The organism is Bacteroidales bacterium, from assembly GCA_013314715.1.
In the GTDB taxonomy this organism is placed as follows: Bacteria; Bacteroidota; Bacteroidia; order Bacteroidales; family GWA2-32-17; genus Ch61.
The window spans coordinates 58,461-81,550 of the sequence record JABUFC010000006.1; the positions used below are offsets into that span (position 1 = coordinate 58,461).

21 protein-coding genes are annotated in these 23,090 nt (G+C 33.0%); 2 read left to right on the top strand and 19 right to left on the bottom strand.

Features of this window, described 5'->3' with window-relative positions:
* Nucleotide 1 precedes the first annotated feature (1 nt).
* The 7 genes from HPY79_02470 to HPY79_02500 are packed head-to-tail and all read right to left on the bottom strand — an operon-like array spanning nt 2 to nt 7,584.
* A complete protein-coding gene (locus HPY79_02470; GenBank protein ID NSW44679.1) occupies nt 2-1,426 on the bottom strand; it encodes a rod shape-determining protein RodA in 1,425 nt (474 codons plus the stop codon).
* Nucleotides 1,426-3,240 carry a penicillin-binding protein 2 gene (mrdA, locus tag HPY79_02475; protein ID NSW44680.1) on the bottom strand — a complete coding sequence of 605 codons (1,815 nt, stop codon included), beginning with the start codon at nt 3,238-3,240 and terminating at the stop codon, nt 1,426-1,428. The genes HPY79_02470 and mrdA overlap by 1 nt, the downstream gene beginning before the upstream one ends.
* Nucleotides 3,237-3,755, bottom strand: a complete 519-nt coding sequence (gene mreD / locus HPY79_02480) for a rod shape-determining protein MreD (GenBank protein ID NSW44681.1) — start codon at nt 3,753-3,755, stop codon at nt 3,237-3,239. The genes mrdA and mreD overlap by 4 nt, the downstream gene beginning before the upstream one ends.
* Nucleotides 3,745-4,557: a rod shape-determining protein MreC gene (gene mreC / locus HPY79_02485; GenBank protein NSW44682.1), complete on the bottom strand. Its 813-nt coding sequence runs from the start codon at nt 4,555-4,557 to the stop codon at nt 3,745-3,747. The genes mreD and mreC overlap by 11 nt, the downstream gene beginning before the upstream one ends.
* 19 nt (nt 4,558-4,576) lie before the next feature.
* Entirely contained in the window at nt 4,577-5,602 is a 1,026-nt protein-coding gene (locus HPY79_02490) for a rod shape-determining protein (protein ID NSW44683.1), read from the bottom strand.
* Between the two features lie 45 nt (nt 5,603-5,647).
* Nucleotides 5,648-7,165: a bifunctional phosphoribosylaminoimidazolecarboxamide formyltransferase/IMP cyclohydrolase gene (gene purH, locus HPY79_02495; protein ID NSW44684.1), complete on the bottom strand. Its 1,518-nt coding sequence runs from the start codon at nt 7,163-7,165 to the stop codon at nt 5,648-5,650.
* A 2-nt stretch (nt 7,166-7,167) separates the two neighbouring features.
* The gene (locus HPY79_02500) at nt 7,168-7,584 is read right to left on the bottom strand and encodes a YjbQ family protein (protein ID NSW44685.1); all 417 of its coding nucleotides are present in this window, start codon (nt 7,582-7,584) and stop codon (nt 7,168-7,170) included.
* A 118-nt stretch (nt 7,585-7,702) separates the two neighbouring features.
* Between HPY79_02500 and HPY79_02505 the strand changes: the two genes are divergently transcribed.
* On the top strand, nt 7,703-8,281 hold the full coding sequence (locus HPY79_02505) for a HupE/UreJ family protein (protein NSW44686.1): 579 nt from the start codon (nt 7,703-7,705) through the stop codon (nt 8,279-8,281).
* Here HPY79_02505 and aroQ read toward each other — a convergent pair.
* A complete protein-coding gene (aroQ, locus tag HPY79_02510) occupies nt 8,262-8,699 on the bottom strand; it encodes a type II 3-dehydroquinate dehydratase (protein NSW44687.1) in 438 nt (145 codons plus the stop codon). The genes HPY79_02505 and aroQ overlap by 20 nt on opposite strands.
* A 67-nt stretch (nt 8,700-8,766) precedes the next feature.
* On the opposite strand from aroQ, the gene xerD reads away from it, so the two are divergent.
* Nucleotides 8,767-9,666 carry a site-specific tyrosine recombinase XerD gene (xerD, locus tag HPY79_02515; protein NSW44688.1) on the top strand — a complete coding sequence of 300 codons (900 nt, stop codon included), beginning with the start codon at nt 8,767-8,769 and terminating at the stop codon, nt 9,664-9,666.
* Between the two features lie 10 nt (nt 9,667-9,676).
* Here xerD and HPY79_02520 read toward each other — a convergent pair whose 3' ends face one another.
* The 11 genes from HPY79_02520 to HPY79_02570 form a co-directional block, all read right to left on the bottom strand.
* Entirely contained in the window at nt 9,677-10,693 is a 1,017-nt protein-coding gene (locus tag HPY79_02520; protein NSW44689.1) for a glycosyltransferase family 9 protein, read from the bottom strand.
* On the bottom strand, nt 10,694-11,527 hold the full coding sequence (locus tag HPY79_02525) for a gliding motility-associated C-terminal domain-containing protein (GenBank protein NSW44690.1): 834 nt from the start codon (nt 11,525-11,527) through the stop codon (nt 10,694-10,696).
* Nucleotides 11,528-11,609: 82 nt separating this feature from the next.
* On the bottom strand, nt 11,610-12,689 hold the full coding sequence (locus HPY79_02530) for an AI-2E family transporter (protein NSW44691.1): 1,080 nt from the start codon (nt 12,687-12,689) through the stop codon (nt 11,610-11,612).
* An 85-nt stretch (nt 12,690-12,774) separates the two neighbouring features.
* Nucleotides 12,775-13,455 carry a hypothetical protein gene (locus HPY79_02535; protein NSW44692.1) on the bottom strand — a complete coding sequence of 227 codons (681 nt, stop codon included), beginning with the start codon at nt 13,453-13,455 and terminating at the stop codon, nt 12,775-12,777.
* A gap of 56 nt (nt 13,456-13,511) precedes the next feature.
* Nucleotides 13,512-14,990, bottom strand: a complete 1,479-nt coding sequence (locus HPY79_02540) for a hypothetical protein (GenBank protein ID NSW44693.1) — start codon at nt 14,988-14,990, stop codon at nt 13,512-13,514.
* Nucleotides 14,991-15,078: 88 nt separating this feature from the next.
* On the bottom strand, nt 15,079-16,872 hold the full coding sequence (locus tag HPY79_02545; protein ID NSW44694.1) for a DNA polymerase III subunit gamma/tau: 1,794 nt from the start codon (nt 16,870-16,872) through the stop codon (nt 15,079-15,081).
* A 7-nt stretch (nt 16,873-16,879) separates the two neighbouring features.
* Nucleotides 16,880-18,151, bottom strand: a complete 1,272-nt coding sequence (locus HPY79_02550) for a DUF5017 domain-containing protein (protein NSW44695.1) — start codon at nt 18,149-18,151, stop codon at nt 16,880-16,882.
* A gap of 22 nt (nt 18,152-18,173) precedes the next feature.
* The gene (locus HPY79_02555; protein NSW44696.1) at nt 18,174-18,986 is read right to left on the bottom strand and encodes a hypothetical protein; all 813 of its coding nucleotides are present in this window, start codon (nt 18,984-18,986) and stop codon (nt 18,174-18,176) included.
* Between the two features lie 18 nt (nt 18,987-19,004).
* Nucleotides 19,005-21,713, bottom strand: a complete 2,709-nt coding sequence (locus tag HPY79_02560) for a TonB-dependent receptor (protein ID NSW44697.1) — start codon at nt 21,711-21,713, stop codon at nt 19,005-19,007.
* Nucleotides 21,714-22,009: 296 nt separating this feature from the next.
* A complete protein-coding gene (locus tag HPY79_02565) occupies nt 22,010-22,951 on the bottom strand; it encodes a T9SS type A sorting domain-containing protein (GenBank protein ID NSW44698.1) in 942 nt (313 codons plus the stop codon).
* A gap of 12 nt (nt 22,952-22,963) precedes the next feature.
* On the bottom strand, nt 22,964-23,090 hold a 127-nt coding region (locus tag HPY79_02570), incomplete at its 5' end, for a T9SS type A sorting domain-containing protein (protein NSW44699.1).

Here is a 23,090-nt window from a genome sequence, read left to right on the forward strand (position 1 = left end):
GTTAAGCTAAATATTTAAAACGATCGGCATCTAATTTAATGAAAATAAACAACAAAATGGTAAATGACCAAAGAGAGCTACCTCCGTAACTAAAAAATGGGAGTGGAATGCCAATTACCGGTACAAGTCCGATGGTCATACCGATGTTTATGGCAAGGTGAAAAAATAATATCGATATTACACCATAACCGTAAATTCTGCTAAATGCTAAACGTTGTCGTTCGGCAAGCTGAATAAGTCGAAGTAAAAATGTAGTGTATAAAAGTAAGAGCAAAAAACTGCCAATAAAACCGTGTTCTTCGCCAACAGTACAAAAAATAAAATCGGTACTTTGCTCCGGTACGAAATTATATTTGGTTTGTGTGCCTTGCAAAAATCCTTTTCCCCATAAACCTCCAGATCCAATAGCTATTTTAGATTGATTTACATTATAGCCAACTCCTTTAAGGTCGTTCGATTTTCCTAATAGCTCATTAATGCGAGCTTGTTGATGGGGCTCTAAGACTTTATTGAAAATATATTCGACTGTAAAAGTAAAAGCAATGCTACCAATTAAAAATATTCCTATTATAAAAGCATATTTGATTTTTTTTAGTTTTCCTATAACCATAAATATTATAGTTGTTATTACAACAATACTGATAAGTAATAATTTGTATTCAATATTAAGTTTAAATAAATAATTTATTCCCCATAAAATAATAAATACTCCAATAAAAATGCCTATGCCACTAATTATATATCGCAATTGACCATTAAGGAAGGTAAATATTATAAGAGTAGTTACGAGTAATGTATAAATAATCGTTACTTGGTCTATTAACAATGACATTATAAAAAGAATAATAGAAACTACTCCCAAAAATAATACATAGGGTGTAAGTCCTTCGCGGTATAATACAAAAATAAATGAAGTAAAAACAAGTGCTGTGCCTGTATCGTGTTGCATTAAAACGATTACCATAGGGAAAAGTATCATAGTTAAAATTACAGTAAGGTTTTTTAAGTTATGAATTTTAAAATTATAAGAGCTTAAGAATTTTGCTAATGCCAAATTTAAAGCAAATTTTAAAAATTCTGATGGTTGAATTCTAATCCAACCTATTTCGAACCATGCTTTTTGTCCGTTAATTTCTTTTCCAAAAAATGTTACAGAAAAAGTAATGAGTAACAAAAAAATATATAAGGGTGTAGAAAAAATACTATAGATACTGCTATCGGTTAAAAGAATGATTAAGGCAATAAAAAGTGAACTCAAAATCCAAATAAGTTGCTTACCATATTGTTGCGAAAAGTCGAGAATAGAATTGTGTTCTTCGTTATAAACAGCCGCAAAAATATTAAACCATCCGAGCAATACAATTATTAAAAATATACCTACTGTCCACCAATCAATGTTTTTTAATATGTTTGTTTCGCGTTGCATTATCGATATATTAAGTTTGTTTCCATCATTTGTTTTTCGAGTTCGGTTCGTCTAATTTTTCTTTTAAGATATTTTTCAATCATAAGGCTTGCAATAGGGGCAGCATAAGTAGCTCCAAATCCAGCATTTTCTACAATAACGGCAATCGCAATTTTGGCGTTGTTTTTGGGTGCAAATGCAATAAAAATAGAATGGTCTTTACCATGTGGATTTTGTGCTGTACCTGTTTTGCCGCATACGGATATACTATCAATTTGTGCATTTCGAGCTGTACCCGCCAGAACAACATTTTCCATCCCTTCAATAACAGGCTCAAAATATTGAGAATCTATTTTTGTATAATGTTTAGTTTTAAAAGCAGAATTATCCCAGTGAGCATCTTGAATTTCACGGACCACGTGAGGCGTGTAATAAAAACCTCTGTTTGCTATGGTTGCGGCGTAATTGGCTAATTGTAATGGAGTGATACCCATTTCTCCTTGTCCTATCGAAAGGGAAATTATAGTAAGTGGACGCCAACGATGTTTTCCAAAATATTTGTCGTAATATTTAACTGTAGGAACATTGCCTTTTAGTTCATAGGCTAAATCGGAGCCAAGTTTTTCGCCGAAACCAAAAGAAGTTACATAATCTCGCCAAGCTTTGAAGGCTTCTTCGGTATTTTTATACTTGCGGTTGTTTAGAATTTTTAAAAAAGCTTGGCAATAATATGCGTTACAAGAATTTTGTATTGATTGGGGTAAATTGAGTGGACTGGGATGTGCATGACAGCCCACATGTATATTCCCCATTGAAAAACCCTTATGACAGCCAAATGAAGTATGATTTTTTAGAACACCTTCTTGTAAACCAATAAGTGCTTGGGTCATTTTGAAAGTGCTGCCGGGTGGATATTTTGCCATTAAAGCACGGTTAAATAATGGTTTTAGTGTGTCTTTAAGTAAAATGGCATAGTTTTTTGTTCTTTTACGTCCCACAAGTAAAGAAGGGTCGTAATTAGGGCTTGAAACTAATGCTAATATTTCACCTGTTTGTGGATCGAGTGCAACGATACTACCTTTTTTATTTTGCATCAATTTCTCACCGTATTCTTGTAATTCCATATCAATACCTGTAACAATATTATATCCAGGTACTGCTGCCGTATCGTATTTGCCACCAGCGAAGTTTCCCACTATTTTATTATGAACATCAACCAAATAAATGCTAACGCCTTTTTTGCCTCTTAAATATTCTTCGTATGTTCTTTCTAATCCTGAAATACCAACATAATCACCCATTTTGTAATATGGGTGTTTAGCAATGTAGTCTTCGTTTACTTCGCCAACATAGCCTAATAAGTGAGCAGCTATGGGTTTGGGGTATTTTCGTAATGTTCTTGATTGAAGAAAAAAGCCTGGGAATTTAAATAATTTTTCGCGAATGATAGCTGTTGTTTCGAGCGATAATTGTGGAACTACGATAGATGGTTTATATTTGGAATACGATTTTGCTTTTTGAATAATTAAACGTAATGTGCTTGGTTCTATTTCTAAAATATGGCATAAGTCTAATGTGTCAAAGGGTAGGGTTTGTTGTGGAATCACCATTAAGTCGTAGGCAGGTTCGTTGTAAACTAATATTTTACCGTACCTATCGAAAATAACCCCTCTGGCAGGGTATTTTGTAATGCGACGCTGAGAATTGTTTTGTGCTGAATATTTATAAGAGTCATCAATAATTTGCATATAAAAAAGTCGTGAAATATAAATAATGACTACAAAAATGATTACTCCGGCAATGGTATATTTTCTTGGGCTGTATGGATTAATCATAGATTTTTTGAGTGTTTATGAAAGAAGTATTGCATTAAAACCATGATAATGATAGTTATTAATGAACTTAATATAATTTTGGTTAAGGTAAAAATAAGATAGTTTAAATGAAAAGATTCAACAATGAATAAAACACTATGATGGATAAAGGTAATAAATAGTGCGTATTTTATCCACCATTCAATATCATAATAAGCAATAGTTGGATTAGTATTTTTTTCGTATCCATCATGGGGTGAAAAGAGTTTTAAAACAAATGGACGTGCATAACCGGCCACGGTAGAGGCAAGAGCATGTATAGCAATGGTACCAGAAAAGAAATCTATAGTAATACCTATTAGAAAACCAAGTAAAACAATAATTACAGGCGGTAATTCAAATGGCAATAAAATTAAAAAATAAATATAAACAAAAGGGTTGATAATATTAAAAAACAAAATATTATTAAAAACAAAAACTTGTAATAATACAAGCAAAATAAAACGAATAATATGTGATAAAATACTATTGGGCATTTTGAATACTTTTTTCTAGTGTTTTAAGCTCGCTTTGATATTTATATTTAACAACGTACACAAAATCGAGTTTATTAAACTGAGTGCTTAATTTTATGTTGATGTTATAAAAGTCGCTTCCTTCGTTATAATCAAAGTGTGATATTGTACCGATGGGGATACCTTCTGGAAATATTGCTGAGAATCCACTGGTTATTATGGTGTCTCCAATATGGAGTTTAACATGATAAGGGATATCCGAAAGATTAACATAATTGGAGTTTTTTCCATCCCAAGTTGTGGTTCCAAAATATTTATTTGTTTTTATACGTGCACTAATATGAGCATTCACATTGATAATTGGAATTACGGTAGCAAAATGCGGTGAAGTACTTTTTACAATACCAACTACTCCTTCGGGGCATATTACAGCCATATCAGTTTTTATACTATCGTTAGAACCTTTGTTTATTATCAAGTAATTATTAGCAGTATATATATTGGCGTATATAACGTTTGCGACAATAAGATCGTAGTTTAAACAAGAGATATAAGAGTTATTTGTGTCTTTTTTGTTGAGTATAATTTTTCTTAAAAGTGCATTTTCGTTAGCTAATTTTCTGTTTTCATTGACTGTATTGAGGAATTGTTTTAACGAATGATAACTTTTATATATATTACCCGTAAATTCTGATACTGTTTTTACACTGATAGCTCTTTGGTAGTCGTTGTTTTGAATCGTTAAAATTAAGCAAAAAGTTGCAAGCATTATAAATACAAGCAGATTGTGTTGCTTAATAATAAACTTTAAAATAGTTATCATACAAATTCATAGATGTATATTAGCGCATGAGTATCGACTGAAAGCGATTTAAGTTTTTTAAAACGGTATTAGTTCCTTTGGCTACTGCAAGCAATGGGTCTGTAGCTACTTTGAATTTAAGATTAAATTTATCAGTAAGTCGTTTATCTAATCCTCTAATTTGAGAGCCACCACCAGCTAAATAAATGCAATTGTTGGTAATATCTTTATATAACTCTGCAGGTGTTTCTTCGAGTACTGTTTGAATAGCACTTTCGATACGCGATATACTTTTATCTAAACAATGTGCAATTTCTTGATAAGAAACGGGTATTTCAAGTGGCATAGACGCTGTAAGGCTTGGACCTTTTACAATGTAATCGGGTGGTGGATTATCTAGGTCGGTAACTGCTGCCCCAACTTTAATTTTGATTTCTTCGGCAGTACGTTCACCAACTTTCATATTATGTTGTGTACGCATGTATTCCATGATATCGGCAGTGAATACGTCGCCTGCAACACGTATAGATTTGTTACATACAATACCCGAAAGCGAAATAACTGCTATTTCGGTAGTTCCTCCACCAATATCAACAACAACATTGCCTTCTGGGGCTTCTACGTCTAAACCTATTCCAATTGCTGCTGCCATTGGTTCGTATATCATGTATACCTCACGGGCACCAGCATGTTCGGAGGAGTCTCGCACGGCACGAATTTCAACTTCAGTACTTCCAGATGGAATTGCAATCACAAGCTTTAACGAAGGAGAAAAAAAACGTCGGCGGGGGTTTATTTTACGAATAAATTCACGCAACATTAGTTCTGCTGCATAGAAGTCGGCTATCACACCATCTTTTAATGGGCGAATAGTACGTATATGAGCATGGGTTTTACCATGCATTTGTCGAGCTTGTTGACCTACAGCAACTACTTTTTTAGTGTCGTTATCTATGGCTATTATTGATGGCTCGTCAACTACTATTTTATCATTGTAAGTAATGATAGTATTAGCTGTGCCTAAGTCAATTGCGAGTTCTTGATTAAAATATGAAAACAATCCCATAATATGTATTTTTAACTTGCAAAGTTAATATATAAAATTTAATTTTTAATGCTTAAAATGTCGAAAATTTGTAAAAATCATTGATAATTTTTTTTGATTACAATAGTCAATAGAATCTTTGTCGCGAATGCTTCCGCCTGGTTGTATAAAAGACTGAATACCAGCTTTATGTGCAATCTCAATGCTGTCTGCAAAGGGGAAAAAAGCATCGCTGGCAAGAACCGCTCCTTCTAAATTATGATGAAATGTTTGGGCTTTTTCAATGGCATGCTTAACTGCGTCAACTCTAGAGGTTTGACCAATACCACTACCTATAAGTTGTTTGTTTTTTACAATAATTATTGCATTGCTTTTAGTGTGCTTTACTATTTTATTTGCAAAAATTAAATCATTTATTTCATTATCATTTGGTATTGAGTTAGTTACAAACTTAAAATGTTCAATGTTTTCAGTATGTAAATCGCGTTCTTCTATTAGAAGACCATTTAGAGCCGAACGTAAGGTATAGGTAGTCGAATTCCAATTTTTTAGTTTTAGTAATATTCTTTTTTGTTTTTTATTAAAAAGTTCAATAGCACTTGTTTCAAAATGGGGTGCTACTAATATTTCGAAAAAGATAGTATCAATTTTTTGAGCTAATGTTAAGTCTATATTAAAGTTACATACAATAACGCCCCCAAAAGCACTTACAGGATCGCCAGCTAATGCTTTTTCCCATGCAATAATAGGATTAGGGTCAGATGCAAGGCCACACGTATTATTGTGTTTTAAAATGGCTAAGGTTGGTTCGTCGAACTCTTTTAATAAATGTAAACCTGCATCTATGTCTAATAAGTTGTTATAGGATAATTCTTGACCTTGTATTTTATCAAATATATCAGAAGTATTACCAATGTACCAACCTTTTTGATGTGGATTTTCGCCATATCTTAATGAATTTATTGGTGATAGCGGTATGTTTAAAAAAGGTGTGTCAGCAAAGTAGTTGTATATGAGTCGATCGTAGGCAGCTGAAGTTTCAAAAGCTTTTTTAGCTAAGTACTTACGTTGTTCTAATGTGGTTATACCCTTTTGTTGGTCGAGTATTTGGTGTAGATAAGAGTATTCATTTTGCGATGGAATAATTACAACGTCGTTATAGTTTTTAGCAGCAGCTCTAATAAGGCTAATGCCACCTATATCGATTTTTTCGATTATTTCGTTTTCGTCGCTGGTTTGTTTTATTGTATCTTCAAATGGATATAAATCGACAATGACTAAATCAATCGGAGTAATTTGGTATTTTACAATTTCTTCGAGGTCTTGATTGTTTTCGCGACGATATAAAATTCCACCCATAATTGCAGGGTGTAGTGTTTTTACTCTACCTCCTAACATCGATGGATATGAGGTTAAATCTTCGACGGACGTTACTTTATAGCCTAATGTTTCGATATATTCTTTTGTGCCACCGGTTGAAATTATTTGAATATTCAATGCTGCTAATTTATGAATAATACCTTCGATATTTTCTTTATGATAAATCGATATTAAAGCCGATTTAATTTGAATTTCGTTTTGCATATTTATTCTCCTATAATTTTTACAAGTACTCTTTTTCTTCTTTTTCCATCGAATTCGCCGTAGAAAATTTGTTCCCATGGTCCAAAGTCGAGTTTGCCATTGGTAATGGCTATTACAACTTCGCGTCCCATAATGGTTCGTTTAAGGTGGGCATCGGCATTATCTTCGAATCCATTGTGTTTGTATTGTGAATAAGGTTTTTCGGGTGCTAATTTTTCGAGCCAAACTTCAAAATCTTGATGCAAGCCATGTTCATCATCATTAATAAAAACGCTTGCTGTAATATGCATGGCATTTACTAAACATAATCCATCTTTAATTCCACTTTCTCTAAGACATTGTTCTATTGCTGGAGTAATGTTTATAAACTCACGACGTTGTGAGGTTTCGAACCATAATTCTTTACGATACGATTTCATAAGTTTATACGCTGTTTTTTTGTTGCAAATGTATATAAAATTGGTACTTAACTATGAAAAGTTATTAACAATACAGTTTTTTTTATGAGCATTTTTATTGCTATTTTTACAAAAAAAAATGTTTAAATTATATTTCAATATAGGTATTCAACATATTGCCGATGTTTATTCGTACGATCATATTTTATTTTTAATTTGTTTAACGGCTGTATATCTTATTCAGCAGTGGAAACAGATTTTAATTTTAATAACAGCTTTTACATTAGGTCATACTACTTCTTTAGCATTGGCTACTTTTAAAATTCTTCATTTTTCGTCTGAATGGATAGAGTTTTTAATTCCGGTAACTATATTTATTACAGGTCTTTGGAATGTAGTTACACTGTCTAATAAAGTTGAAGTTAAAACGCATTGGGCTAAATATGTTACAGCCGTTTTTTTTGGTTTAATCCATGGTTTAGGTTTTTCGAATTATTTGCAGCAATTATTACAAAATGAAAAAGATATTTTTACTTCATTATTGGCTTTTAATATAGGTATTGAGGTTGGGCAAATATTGATTGTTTTTATTATTTTAATTGTCAATATTATTCTTTTGTATGGTTTTAAAATAAATCGTCGCGATTGGGTAAATATTTTTAGTGGGGCAGGGATGGGGGTGGCTTTAACCCTTATTATTAATCGTTTGCCTTGGTAAGGTGTTGAATAGCCGCTTGAATTCCTAAAATATAAGAATACCAACCAAAACCACAAATACAACCGATGCAATGATTGGCTGTTATAGATTGATGTCGATATGGTTCTCGCGCAAATATATTTGATAAGTGCACTTCTACTACAGGAATCTGAATGGCAGCTATCGCATCAGAAATAGCGATAGATGTGTGCGTATATCCGCCGGGGTTTAAAATTACTGCTTGTGCATTAGTATTGGCAGCATGTAAAAAATTAACAATTTCGCCCTCGATGTTCGATTGTAAAAATGTAAAATTGATATTTGAAAAGTGAGATTTTATTTTTTCATTGATTTCGTCTAACGTCGAGGTTCCATAAATATTTTTTTCTCTTATACCGAGCATATTTAGGTTAGCACCGTTTATAATGGTAATATTCATATAGTTAATTTTTATTTAATTATTGTAATTGAAAAAAATGAATTATTTTAGCACATAAAAATACAACATGAATTGGGAAAATGCAATAAAAGACTTTAAAGCTTATTTGAAAATCGAAAAATCTTTATCAAAAAACTCAATTGATGCTTATGTACATGATGTAATGCACTTATGCCGTTATTGTCAATCACAACTCAAGCCTATAGCTCCCGATAGGGTTACGATGAATGATATAGAGTCTTTTTTAGCTTTTTTATATGATTTAGATATTCATCCTCGTTCGCAGGCACGTATTATATCGGGCATAAAGGCATTTTACTTTTTTTTAGAATTAAATGATCGTATTACAGAAAATCCTACCATGCTTATCTCGGCACCACGATTAGATAAAAAGCTTCCAACCGTTTTGAACGTAGAAGAGATAGACGCACTAATTAATGCCATTGATGTAAGCAAACCCGATGGTCATCGAAATAGAGCTATGCTTGAAACTCTATATAGTTGTGGTTTACGAGTTTCAGAGCTTGTTTCGCTCAAGTTTAATCAACTATACTTTGATGAAGGTTTTATTAAAGTAATTGGTAAAGGAAATAAAGAACGATTGGTTCCCATATCTGAACGTGCCATAAAAGAAATACAATTTTATTTTGAACAAGTTAGAAACACTCAGATAGCAAAGCCAGGTTACGAAAACTTTGTGTTTTTGAATCGAAATGGGAAAAATTTAACTCGTGTTATGGTCTTTTTAATTATAAAGAAATTGGCACAACAAATTGGTTTAACCAAAGAGATTAGTCCTCATACTTTTCGACACTCGTTTGCGACCCATCTTGTTGAAGGTGGTGCCGATTTAAGGGCAGTTCAGGAAATGCTTGGTCATGAATCAATTATAACAACAGAGATATATACTCACATTGATAAAACTTATTTAAAACAAGTCATTCATGATTATCATCCTCGTTCTTAAGGAAAAGGATTTATTGATATTTTTTCTTCAATTCATTGATTACTTGTTCAACAGTAATAGATTCAATACATTTGCAATGTTGTTGATGGCGGCAATGGTTACATTCTTTATCTAATACCAAGTAGCTTGCATTTTTGCCTATAGGTCTCCACCGCTGTGGAAAAATGGGACGCATAGGAGCATAAATGCCTATAGCTCGTTTACCAAGGGCGGCAGCAATATGTAGGGGACCTGTGCTGCATGCTACGATACCATCGGCTTCGTTGATGAGCGAGATATATTCCGATAAAGTTAATTTACCCGTTAAATCTTTTATTTTGGATTGATAAACTTTTAGAAGGTACTCCATTTCTTCGGCTTCTGCTTGTGTGCCTGTAATTATAATATTGTATTGATTTTCGGGTAAGATGCGAATAAGTTCGGCATATTTATCAAGACCCCATTCGCGGGCACTCCCTTTAGATTTTGGGTGTAAAATTAAATTAAATTTTGTGCGATCAATAATTGAATATAGGCGTTCGGGCAAAGGGGCAACTTTAGTTAATCCGTAAAAACGATGTAAATCGGACACAGAAGGAAGGTCAAATTTGAGTTTAAGCGAACGAAGCAATTCGAGATTAAGCTCTGCTTCGTGTTTATTTGAATTTTTACGACCTAAATTTATCTTTTTGTTAACTGTAAAGTAATGGTATAAACGATGCGAAGTCCCGATTCTGTTTTTTATTTTTGCTATTTTAGCTAATAAGGCTATTCGCTTGTTTGGATAAACATGAATAATAGTGTCGGCTTTAAGTCTTTTAAAGGCACGAATTTGCTTTTTAAACGAATAATTTTGCCATTTATCCCATTCAATAATTTTGTCGATATGATGACAAGTTTCGAGCAATGGTTTAGTATAACTATTGCCTAAAAAAATAATTTCTGTGTTAGGATAATTTTCTTTTAAAACGCCAAGCATAGGCAAAGTTAATACCACATCGCCAATTTTATCGGTTCTACTTATTATGATGCGTTGAAAAGGTTCCACTTAGCGGATTAGTAAAATTTTACCAGAAAGCTTATATCCTTTAACATCTGATGAGGTAACATGATAATAATAAATGCCAGCAGGAAGCGGTATACCAGCAGAGCTATACCCATCCCATAGTAAGCGTTTGGCTGTTACAGAATAAACAATGGCTCCCCAGCGATTAAATATATCGAGAGTAAAATTATTATAACCATTTGTTTTTATTGTAAAAAAATCGTTTTGTCCATCGTTATTGGGCGTAAAAATATTGGGGGCAGCTAAGGTATCAATGGTATTTAGATTTATCGTTGTTGTATCTATACACCCTGCTCCAGCTTTAACTAAGAAGCTAACAGAATGGCTTCCTGCATTATTAAATAAATGAGTAATTACTGTGTCGCCGGCAAAAAATGGAGTGTTATCAAAATTCCAAAAATAATAATATGGATATCCATCATCATTTAAAACTTTTCCATGAAAGTATAACAAGAAAGAAGGTAAAAAAAGCGTGTCGGTATATTCAATGGATGTTTGAGGAAAATCACGTACATGAATGTAATCGGTTTTAGTTTTAGTTTGTGTGGCATTAGAACTAGATGCAGTAAGACTTACGGTATAAAATCCAGGATTGTTGTAAGTATGTGTAGGATTTTTTATAGAATCGACGGCTGTGCCATCGCCAAAATCCCAATGCCAATTTTTAACAGTATCGCCAACAGAGAGATCGGTAAATTGAATATTATATCCCGGACAAACCAAAGTCGTATCTGCTACAAAATTTACAGATATTTGTGCACTCGTTTTAATTACGAATAAACAATATAATATGATAAAGATTTTAAACTTTTTCAACAATTACTAATTCAATTTCCTTGCAAAAATAAAAAAAATGAATGGTATTCATACAAAATTCAAATATTTTTTGTCAAATTTTTTACAATGTAGAATTGATAAAAAATTCTTTGGCTATTATTCGTAATGCCATGTAGCCTGGAATGGCAAGCATCATACCAATTATACCAGCTAACATGCCCGAAGCTAAAATTACAATAAAGATTTCAAGTGGGTGAGCTTTTATAGCATTGGAAAATATGTAAGGTTGAATAAGAGAAGCATCGAGAATATTTACAGTTAAATATACAATTGCCATGTATATCAAATGAGGTATTATGACATCGTATAAATCGAATGGAAGAAAAGTTAAAAAGCCAACAAGCATTCCAATGCTCAATGAAATAATAGGTCCAATGTAGGGTATAATATTAAAGATGGCACCAATTAGACCAAGCATGATAGCGGTTTTAAGATCGCAACCTACTATACTCATCCCTATGCATATAAGAGTAAAAATAATAAGTATATCGATAACAACACCCGAAAAATATCGCATAAGCATTTTGCTAATACTTAATAAAACATGTTTAACCTCGGTTTGATATGATATGGGAACAAACATAAGTATGGTTCGTGTAAAGAGTCGGTCGTCTTTTAAAAAGAAAAATGAGATAAATGTGATAACAAAAACAGCAACTAATAAATCAGTAATAATTCCTAGTAAGTTGCTAAATGTGTTTTGAATATGGTCGGCATTAAAAAAATACATGAATTTGTTTACAACTAAACTCGATAAATTGCTATTTTCGGCATTAAGTAAGCCAAGTGAGTAAAGGTTTTTGCGAATACCTTCGAGCGGAATGGCTAGTTTGGAATTTAATACATCGGGGTTTATTGAAGCTAAATGATAAATTTCGTTAACAATCAATGGAAAAATACTATACAAAATAATGAATACCAAGGTCCAAAACATACCTAATAACAAAATGGCTCTTAAAAATGAAGGAATGTAAAATTGCTTGAAATGCCATTTTTTTAATTTCAAATTAATAGGGTTAAGTATTAATGAGACAATAGCTGCTATTGTAACATATACCCATAATTTCCATAAAAAATAAGCTATGATGATAAAAACAATGGAAAAAAATGTTATTAATATGGTCGATTTATTGAACTTCATGAAATGTATATTTGGCTATTTTAAACTTTTATGAAAATAAAATGATTGACATTTTCTTTGGGCTTTATTATACAAAGGTATAAAATTACAAATGAAAAATTGCTACAAGGTAAATATTTTCTTTTTGAGGGTTAACAATGCATTGAATATCGAACGGAATACTTAGTTGTTCGCTAACTTTAATTTCTCTTGATAATTGAATGCCAGTATTTACAACACCTAAACTATTTCCATACCATCCTTTATCAGTTGTTGCACCCATAAATATTTGTACAGGATGTTTTTCAAATTGATAGCTTATTTCAAAATACTGACTATGCATAGTATCGTTACCCCAAAAATTGTATGAAGCCAAAATAGTTAAAGGAAAATTTTCAGATATTTTATACGATAAATCTGCACTGAGCGTATGTCCTGTTTTTTTTGAATCGTAATTGAAATAAGCATTATTGGCTATTTGGTTCATATAAAAATAATCGTAAACATAAATAGAAAAATGGTGGATGTTGGCAAAAACAAATAGGTCATTTTCTTGTATAGGTTGATTAGAAAAGCTAAATGAGCCCCATGCGCCTATTCCAATTTTGTCTTTGTATATGAGTTCCATATCGGGTTGAATAGCGGCAGAATTAAAATAATCGCTTCCTCGCCAAATATAACGACTGGCAATATCGGCATTGACTTTAAACTGTATAAACGTAGAATCGGTTTGAGCTGAAACTAAAGAAGCCATAAAAAAAATAAACACAAGAATAGAAAGCTTCATATTAATTAAATAAAATTTAGCAAATATATATAATAATCAATTAATTATAAAAAAAATTATGGATGTTCAAAAGCTCCTAAATCGGGCATATTGTCTATAATGCGGCTGTTGCCATTATAGTCCCAAGGAAACATCGAACCAATGTTTAAATCGCCTTTGTTGATGCAGAAAGATAAGGTATCAAGTTCAAATTTTTCGTTGGTGGGGTCTTTAAGTTGAGGTAGTTCGTTTTTAAATATATTTATCCATCGATTAGTGTTCGATGTGTTTAAATCGTTTCCTGCTTTAATTAAGCAATTTTTAAATTCATAGTTAAAAATTGGTGAGGAGGGAAATTCGTCTATGATGATTTCTGTTTCTTTATTGCCATAGATAATGCAATTGGCAAAAGTTGCTTGTTCGAGTGGACGTACTTGATAATTGCCATTAATATCTTTATAATAATTGTTGAGCCATAAAGAGGGGGTTTGTCTGTTGTTGTAATACCAAGTATTGTATAGCGTGCAATGATAAAATTCGTATGATCCTCCAATTGTTAGGGCTATGGCAAACTGTCCACAATTAGCAAATACACAATTCCATGCTTTTACGGTACTCCCTTGTGCAAAGAGTCCAGCTGCATTCATATTTAATATTTTAGAGTTAGAAAGTGTTAGTGTTGGTTGGTTAAGTGATGCGAGTGTATCTACTTGGATGCCTATAATAGCATTGCGTATTTCGCAGTAATTCATGATATTGTCTTTGCTACCCATTACAAAGTAAATGCCATCCCATTGACCAGGGAGTTTATCGTACCAATGCTCTAAACGATCGCCTCTGAAAATAATAGGTTCTTGAAGGCTACCATTGGCAATGAGTGTCCCTTTTATGTACATACGTGAGCGATGATGAAAATAAAGTTTAGCACCTGCACTAATTGAAAGGGTTACATTGCTATCGACAAGCATAGAATTATAAATTAAATAAGGCTTGTCGGCTATCCAATTTTGATTTTGACTAATAATTTCGCCATTTATAAGATGCACGTCTTGACCATATGCAACTAAATCGATGTCTTGCATTACATTATTGAAAAAAAATTGAATACTGTCTTGTACTACCATGGGATTGTTGGTATTGGTAGGGTCTACTTTAACTTCTACAAAAATAAACATACTGTCTTGGGCATCGAGTTCAATATCTTTTAGTTCGCGAGTACTAATGCCATTAATATTGAGTCTGAAAAAAGATTGATTTCCTTTGGCTAATCGTATAGAGTTTATTTTTAGTGGTTGATTTTGAGTATTATAAACTATAAACCATTGGGTTGCACTCCCTATAGTAGTGAAAACAGTATCAAATTGTACCGTATCGGTTGAAAAGCGAAGAACTTTTTCGTTACCGTTGTAAAAGTTTTCTTTTTTGCACGACGAAAAAAGAATAATTAAGAAAAAAATACTAATGGATATAAAATTAACATATTTTATATGTTTATTTTTTTCTTTAAAGCAACTTTGGCAGGTATTTTGTCGTCTTATATTTGCTTGTTCTTCCAAGTAACTGATTTTAGGGTTTAGCGAGGGCTATTATTTAATAGTCCTCGTTTTTTTTGTAAAACTTTTAAACGTGCAAATTTATCAATTATTATTGAAAATCTAAATCTAATTGATCTTTTAATTGATTGAGTATGGGAAATTTTTCGGAGAAATAAATAAACTTTTCTTTGGGTGTATAGGGGCGTGGGGAGGCAGGAGTTTCTTCGGTTTTTTCAATCTGGATTTTGATATTATTGTTTTGAAGTTTTGTTTTTAAAAAATGGAGTAGTTCGTCGTGTATAGCTCTAATTTCCAATTCTTGTGAGTTATTTAGCGTTTTTATTATTAAAACATTTTCATTCCATTGAATAAAATCTGTATTTTGTGTAAAGAAGTTTTTTAATCTTATATCTTTTAGGTGATTATGTAAATAGTCGTTCCATGCTCTAATGCCTTCTTCAATTGTAAAATCTTTATTTTCTTCAATTTTTTTTATGTTCGATTTATCTGAAGTATTATTATTTAAAGTAATAGATTCAACTGCTTTTTTCTCATCTTTTATTGAGAAAATGGTAGGCGACTTTTGAGTTTCTTTTTTGGGGATTGTAATATTTTCTGTTTTCGGTTGTATAATTTGGGTTGTATTAGGTTCTTTTAATTCTGTTTGGGGTGGTTGAGGGGGGGGGTAAGTTTGAGTAGAGGGTAAGGGATTGTTTAATGGTGTCGAATTAGATGCTTTTGTAGAGGTGGGTGTTTGTGATGTATTAAAAGAACTATTGGGCTGAGACTGTTGTGGTTGTTGAAATATTTTTTGTTCAATATTGGCAAGTTTATATAACATTAATTCAACTAAAAAACGTTTATTGTAACTGGTTCTATATTGTTGTTCTATTTCGTTGGCAATTTGGAGTGCTTCGTATAAAAACGAATTGGTACAAACTGAAGCTTGTTGTTGGTAGCGAGTTGCTACATTATCGCTTACCTCTAGTAATGGGATAGTTTTCGGATCTTTACATAGCATTAAATTGCGGAAATGTTCACTTAAGCCTGTAATGAAGTATTGTGCATCAAAGCCGTTGTAAAGAATTTCATTAAAAATTAGGAGTGTTTCGGGAGCATTACCATTTAAAAATGCTTGTGTAAGCTTGAAGTAGTAATCGTAATCGAGTACGTTTAGGTTTTTAATTACTTTTTCGTAACTGAGTTCATTTTCACAAAAGCTTGCCATTTGGTCGAAGATGGAGAGTGCATCGCGCATGCTACCATCGGCTTTTTGTGCAATTACAATAAGAGCTTCGCGTTCTGTTTTAATATTTTCTTGTTGTGCAATATATTCGAGATGATTTACTATATCGTTGAGTTGAATACGGCGGAAATCGAAAATTTGGCAACGCGATAGTATGGTAGGAATAATTTTGTGTTTTTCGGTGGTTGCCATTACAAAAATGGCATGACTGGGTGGTTCTTCTAAAGTTTTTAAAAAGGCATTGAACGCATCCTTGGAGAGCATGTGCACTTCGTCGATGATAAAAACGCTGTATTTACCAAGTTGAGGAGGAATACGAACCTGATTGATGAGTTCACGAATAGAATCGACACTGTTGTTAGAGGCAGCATCGAGTTCGTGTATATTAAAAAGTGCATTTTTATTGAAATTTTTGCACGATTCGCATTCGTTGCAGGGTTCAAAATCTTCGGTAGGGTGGAAACAGTTGATGGTTTTTGCAAAAATACGGGCACAAGTGGTTTTGCCTACACCACGTGGACCGCAGAATAAATAGGCATGAGCTAATTGTTTGTTTTTTATGGAGTTTTTTAATGTGGTAGTAATTATTTCTTGACCTACAACGGTTTTAAACGTAGCAGGACGGTATTTGCGTGCTGATACAACAAATTCACCCATAACGATTTTATTTACCTTGACTTAATGCAGTAACTTTAAAGTTTTTAAGTTCCCAAGTAGCACAACTGCTGGTAGTTGAGGTGTATTTAAATGCAAGGTGAACATTGGTGCCTTGAATGGAAGATAAATCAATATTACCAGAAGGAGTCCATGTCCAACTTCCGGTTGAAAGTGAAAAGCCTGTAATTTCTGTCCAATGTGCAGTTGTGGGATCGCCACTAACATAATCGGTCGAATAATAGAATTTCAACGAACCATCGTTAGCTGAGCCATAGTTCATTGCTGAGGTAAAAGTGCAGATTTCGTTTGTAGAGTTGTCTAAGTTGATAGAAGGCGAAATGAGCCAGTCGATATTGGCATAATAACCTGAGTTGTAGCCCGACATGGTTGCACCATAGCTGGTTATAGTCCATTCTTGAGCACCTTGTACACTATAAGTTGTAAATGATCCCAAAGTAGAGGTAAATGGTTCGTTAATAATATCTCTCATGACTTGAGCGGTCGTATCCCAATTAATTAAATCGTCATAGCTGTTTAAAATAAGTTGATAGGTGCTATTATAAGAACTTAATATGGCTATGATTGAGCCTTTCCCTTTTGGGGTGAGTTTGCTGGCAAAGTCGGCATATTTGCTATTATATAATACAATGGTATTGCCATTATCGTCTACTAAATTTAAGCTGGTATTGCTAAATAACTGAGATGCAAACTCGGTGCCTACTTTTTCGAAATGTACATTGTCTATTTGTATTTTAGTGCATACATCGTTGCCGGTGAGTCCGGGTATGGTTTTTATTGCAGGAGCTATTCCTGAACCCGGCAAACCGTCTGGGAATATGTGACTATCGATCATGGCATAAGGAATTCTTCCTATAGAACCAGCATAATTGAAGCCTAGTTGAACAACGCCACCATAAGCACCTAAATAAAGTCCTTTACATTTAACATAAACCAATTGTCCGGGTTTTAAGGTTGTGTAGAGGTTAGTTTTATCGAGCGAGATAATAATACCAGCAGTACTATCTTGAATGTATAACGATTTATAAATATTTCCTGCTTGGTCACTTGAAATAACAATTCCTTTAATTATAATGTCATCTTCGATGCTATCTAAAGTTCCAGCATACAAAGCTTTTAATTCGGCAATGGTTTTATTGGCTGTTAAGTTGGCATGAGGAATATTTTGGGGAATAGCATCGTATTTATCTTTAATGCAACTTGTAAAAGTTATTAAACTCAAAATTACAAGCAAAACATGTATTTTATTTATATTTTTCATATGGTATAATTTTAATCTTTATTTATTCGTGAAATCCTTGAACATCGTTAATGTCTCTTAAATATAGTTGATATGAGTTTGTACCATTATAGTAGCTGAGTATAGCCACTATGCTGCCCGTGCCTTTAGGAACTAAGGCAGTAGCAAAATCGGCATAAACGCTTGTATAAATAACAATCGAATTTCCATTTTTATCGATAATCGTTCTGTCGGTGCCGTATGCAGTACCTGGAACTACAAAAGGCTGCATAGTATCGGCAGGAGCAAAATGAACGCTATCTAGTTTTATGAGTGTACTAATATCGTTAAGAGTAAAGTCAGAAATGTTCATCACTCTTGGTGCTGGAGGATTACCCGGAAAACTATCTTTAAAAATGTATGTGCTAAATAAGGTTGAAGGTATATAACTTAGTGAACCGGAGTTGCTATAGCCAATTTGAGGTACTCCTTTATAATTGCCCATGTATAAGCCTTTACATTTTATATAAATTCTTTGTCCTAGTTTGTAAATGTTATAAATTTCTTTTTGATCGAGTTTTATATTAATTCCGCCGGTTCCATCTTCAATATATAATGATTTATAAATATTTCCAGCTTTATCGCTCGAAATAACAACTCCTTTTATGATAATATCTTTGGTGATTAAAACAGGAGAGGCTGAATGGAGCGAATCTCTGTAATATTGATTAAGTTCAGCAATGGTCATATTCGCTTTAAAATCTACAGTTGGCATTACAACTGGAGGTTGTTCAAAATCGCCTTTTATACAGCTTTGGAATGAAATTATTCCTGTTACGAATAATATGATTATGATATATTGTTTTAAATTTTTCATAATTCAATAATTTTAATGTTAAAATCTGAAAGTTACCATTAAGAAATAAGTTCTACCGTACGCATAGAAATATTTAGGAGGAAATTTATTGATGTTGTGATTTTCGTTATCGTATCGCATTTGTTCATAACCTCCGCTAATTAAGTCTGTTTTGTTTAGTACATTATTTACATTAGCATTGAGTGCAATGTAATAATTGCCAATTTTCCACGATTTGCCTAAAGATAAATCTAAGGTATAGCCACCTTTAAGTTTTTGTTGCTCGGTTATTGTTTTAATCAAAGGGTCGCCGGGTCCTAAGTTAGCGATGGCATTGGTAGTGCGACGGCTGGGGGCAAATTCGAGGTAGTTTTTGTCGAATAAATTAAAATTAACGCTTGCAAACCAATATTTTGCATTTCTGTATTTTATACCAAGGCTTCCGGCATTTTGAAAACCTGAAACATAAAAATATTTTTGATAGATGGTTTCAATCGTATCAGGTTTGGAACCATTGTCGTATGAAAGCGTTGCTTCTGGATTCGAGGTGTAAACATAATTTCCTATATTATAGGCTCCAATTAAAGAAAAGTCGGAATTGATTTTAATTTCTGCTCCAATTTCAATACCTTGATGTACTTTATCAATACCTTGCATTTGGATATTTACAAATGTTTGGTAGCTGTCGTCGTAGTAGCTCCTTATATCGGTTTGATTGTTGAAGTAGGTTTGATAAGCTGTAATTTTAAATGTACTATGGATACCACGATAAAAATACGAAGCATCGCCCGATATAATATTTTCTTGAACTAGATTTTTAGCAATTCTATCGGATGTACGGGCGTTGATAAAAGCGTTTTCGGCTAAAGGAGGATTGGTAAGGTATGCTACATTAGCGATGATAAAATGACGACCCGATATTTTGTAGGTAGCACCTGTTTTTATGGCATAATGAATGAATGAGTTTACACTACCTTTACCGTATGATTGTTCGGGGAAGCGACCGTTTTTCATATAACCATAACGCCAAAATGAAGTAGTAGAACCTTGAGCTTGAACATAATAATCGATTTTGTTTAATTTCTGACTAAAAAGTATCCAAGCATTATGATTATAGTAATGAATATTGTAATTATATCCAAAAATATCGCCTACTTTTACATGTTTACCGGGGTTATTCAAGTCGTTTTCGAGCATTGTATTATTCGATGGAAAATCGCGTTCTGCAAATTGGTCAACATCGAGCCAATAGTTGGCTCCTAATAAATCGTTGACGGTTTTGAAATAATGCGTTTTACCCATAATGCCATTCAAACCACCCGAAAGTGTTGTGTTTTCTTTTAAATTATAGGTTAAATAGCTATTGTACGAAGCTTGATTATTATCTTTTCGTTGTTCTTCAACAATATAGTGGGCAGGTTCGCCGGCAGCATTAGCTAAATAATTCATTTGGTATAAATTGTCCCAATTGATTTGATAAACGCTTGGGCTTGATGTCCAATATTGAGTGGTGTAGTTATATCCATAAGGATCGGTAGTGTCGCCTGCAATTTTTTGATAGCTTGGTAAATAGCGATAATAATCGGGACGAGGGTCGTTGGCATTGTACCAGTTTATGGCGGTTGTTCCGTAGCGACCGAATTGATAGCCTAAAGTAGTGGTTAAGCTTAATTGATCGTTGATTTGGTATTTATCGTAAATCAATCCCATGGGCTGGTGAACATTGCGAACTTTTGCATTTCTAATGATGCCATCTTGATAGCCCCAGTTAGGATTATAATAATTTGAACCAATTAGATCGTAGCATTCTTGGGTAGCTGGAGCCTGCATAGCTCTTTTGTAAGGCGATCCAAAGAATGTTAAAGCGGTACTATGTTTATCGTTCCATTTTTTTTCGGCACTGGCAAAATACGAATAAGCATCGTACCATGTGCCTTTTACGTAACCTTTTTCGGCATAGCGTTTTGATAAACTGATAGCATAAGCCCAACCTTTATCGTTGAAGCCGGTGGCGTATGTGTACATAATGCGATGGGTATAAGAGCGATTGGAAAAGGCATACGATAAGTTATTTTGTTTGCGAATGCTACCAGCGTTGACAAATATATTGGTACTTCCACCAATGTTGCCAAATGCATAATGGGTAGCATCGATTCCGTGCGAAAAAACTTTATTACGTGTAACGTTATTTAAACCACCCCATTCGGAATAGGTTGCTCTACCATTTTCTAAATCGTTCATAGGTAAGCCGTTCATATAAATAGCTATATGCGATGCATCGTAGCCACGAATTCTGAAATTAGCAGCACTTAAATTATACGAAGCAGCGTTTGTAAATGGGTCGGAGGTAGAATGTAATAGACCGTTGATGTTTTGGTTACTTTTATCATCAATATCATCTGAAGCTATGCTTTGTTCATCTATAGGGGCAACATCGGATTGATTAACAGCTTTTACGGCAATTTCGATAGTGCCTGCATCAAATTCAACGGCGTTTAATTCGATTTTTTGAGTAAAAGTTTCAAATTCATCGGCCGATACAACTAAAATGTAGTTGCCATAAGGCACCGATACTGCCATTTCGCCATTTTCGTTTGTAATAAACTTCGATGTGTTGAGCCATACCGGTAAGGCACTGATGGGAGTTTTTTTGTCTTTATCGACAAATTTCGCCTTGATGGTACCATTTTGAGCATTGGAGATAATGCTCCCCGCTAAAAGAAATACGGTTATTAAAAAATTTTTCATGCAATAAAATTTTCGATTTGATTAATGATTTTAAATACAATCGTCATGAATAAAAAATGATATGCAGATTTTGTTTTAATGTTCATGACACACACTGATTAAAAAAATGGACAACAAAGATAAGGTATATTTAGCTTTTTTGTACTGCGTTTTTGTTTTTTTTTACAAAAAATACCAGATACTGTTAACTTATTGTAGATAAATAGCATAAAAGGGGTGGGATAATCATAACAAGTTTGATTTGGTATATCTTTGCTAATGAGAAGGTGGTTAGATTTTGCTATGACGTTAAAAAATCATTGCAACACTACTTTTTTCGTTATGATTTGTTTATCGGTAATTATTTTTAAGACGTACAAACCACGTGGTAAGGTTGCAACGTTGAGTTCTGTCTGTGTATTGCTTGTTTTACCTGCGAGTTGTGAGCACCCTTGCATGTCATAGAGTTGAAAGGTAAAAGGTAAAAGTTCAAAGTTTTCTATTTTTAATGTAAGAAAATCGGTGGCAGGGTTGGGAGAAATAGCAATATTATCTGAAATAGCAGGCTTTGTAGGTATATTTAATGGCATACACTCCGAAAATTGATTGTTAAAATAAACAATGGTATCGTTTTGTTTGAAGCAAATTAGATTTCCTTGGGGAACATTTCCTGTTATCCACGGAGGAATAGAAAGCAATAACCCTCTGACATTTCCTATGCCTTCAATCCATTGTGTAAAAAAATCATTAAAAATAAATCTTTTACGTAATTTATTTCCTAAAATAATTGTATCAATTGAGCTTACAACAACATCCCAATTAGAATTTGAACAATATGTGCTGTCTATTTGATTAAAAAAAGATATAAATGTATCTCCAACATTCAAATTAAAATCATAAAGAAGAACTTCATTGAGACAATTATTCGGTTTTCCAAAATGAACTGTATCACCATAATAATAAATTCTTTTATTTTCTTCTCTTATTCCACCAAAATAATTAGCATTATTGATATTAAATACACTATCGTTAAATATAAATAGCTTTTTATAAGTCTCACCATTGATATGGGTATCATCACCATTTAAAGCTATTTTATCCAAAAAATAACATTGTGGATAATAATAATAACTATCGTAAGAATAATCTTCACTCCAAACAGCATTTTCTGTTGGAAATGGTACATATTGATACGTTTGTGCATTAGCTTTTAAAAAAGCTAATGCTAACAGTAAATAGAACAAAAATGTTTTTTTCATAGTTGTAAGTTTTTATTGCAACACTACTTTTTTCATTATGGTTTGTTTATCGGTAATTATTTTTAAGATGTATAAACCACGTGGTAAGGTTGCAACGTTGATTTCTGTTTGTGAGTTAGATGTTTTGCCTTCCTTTTGC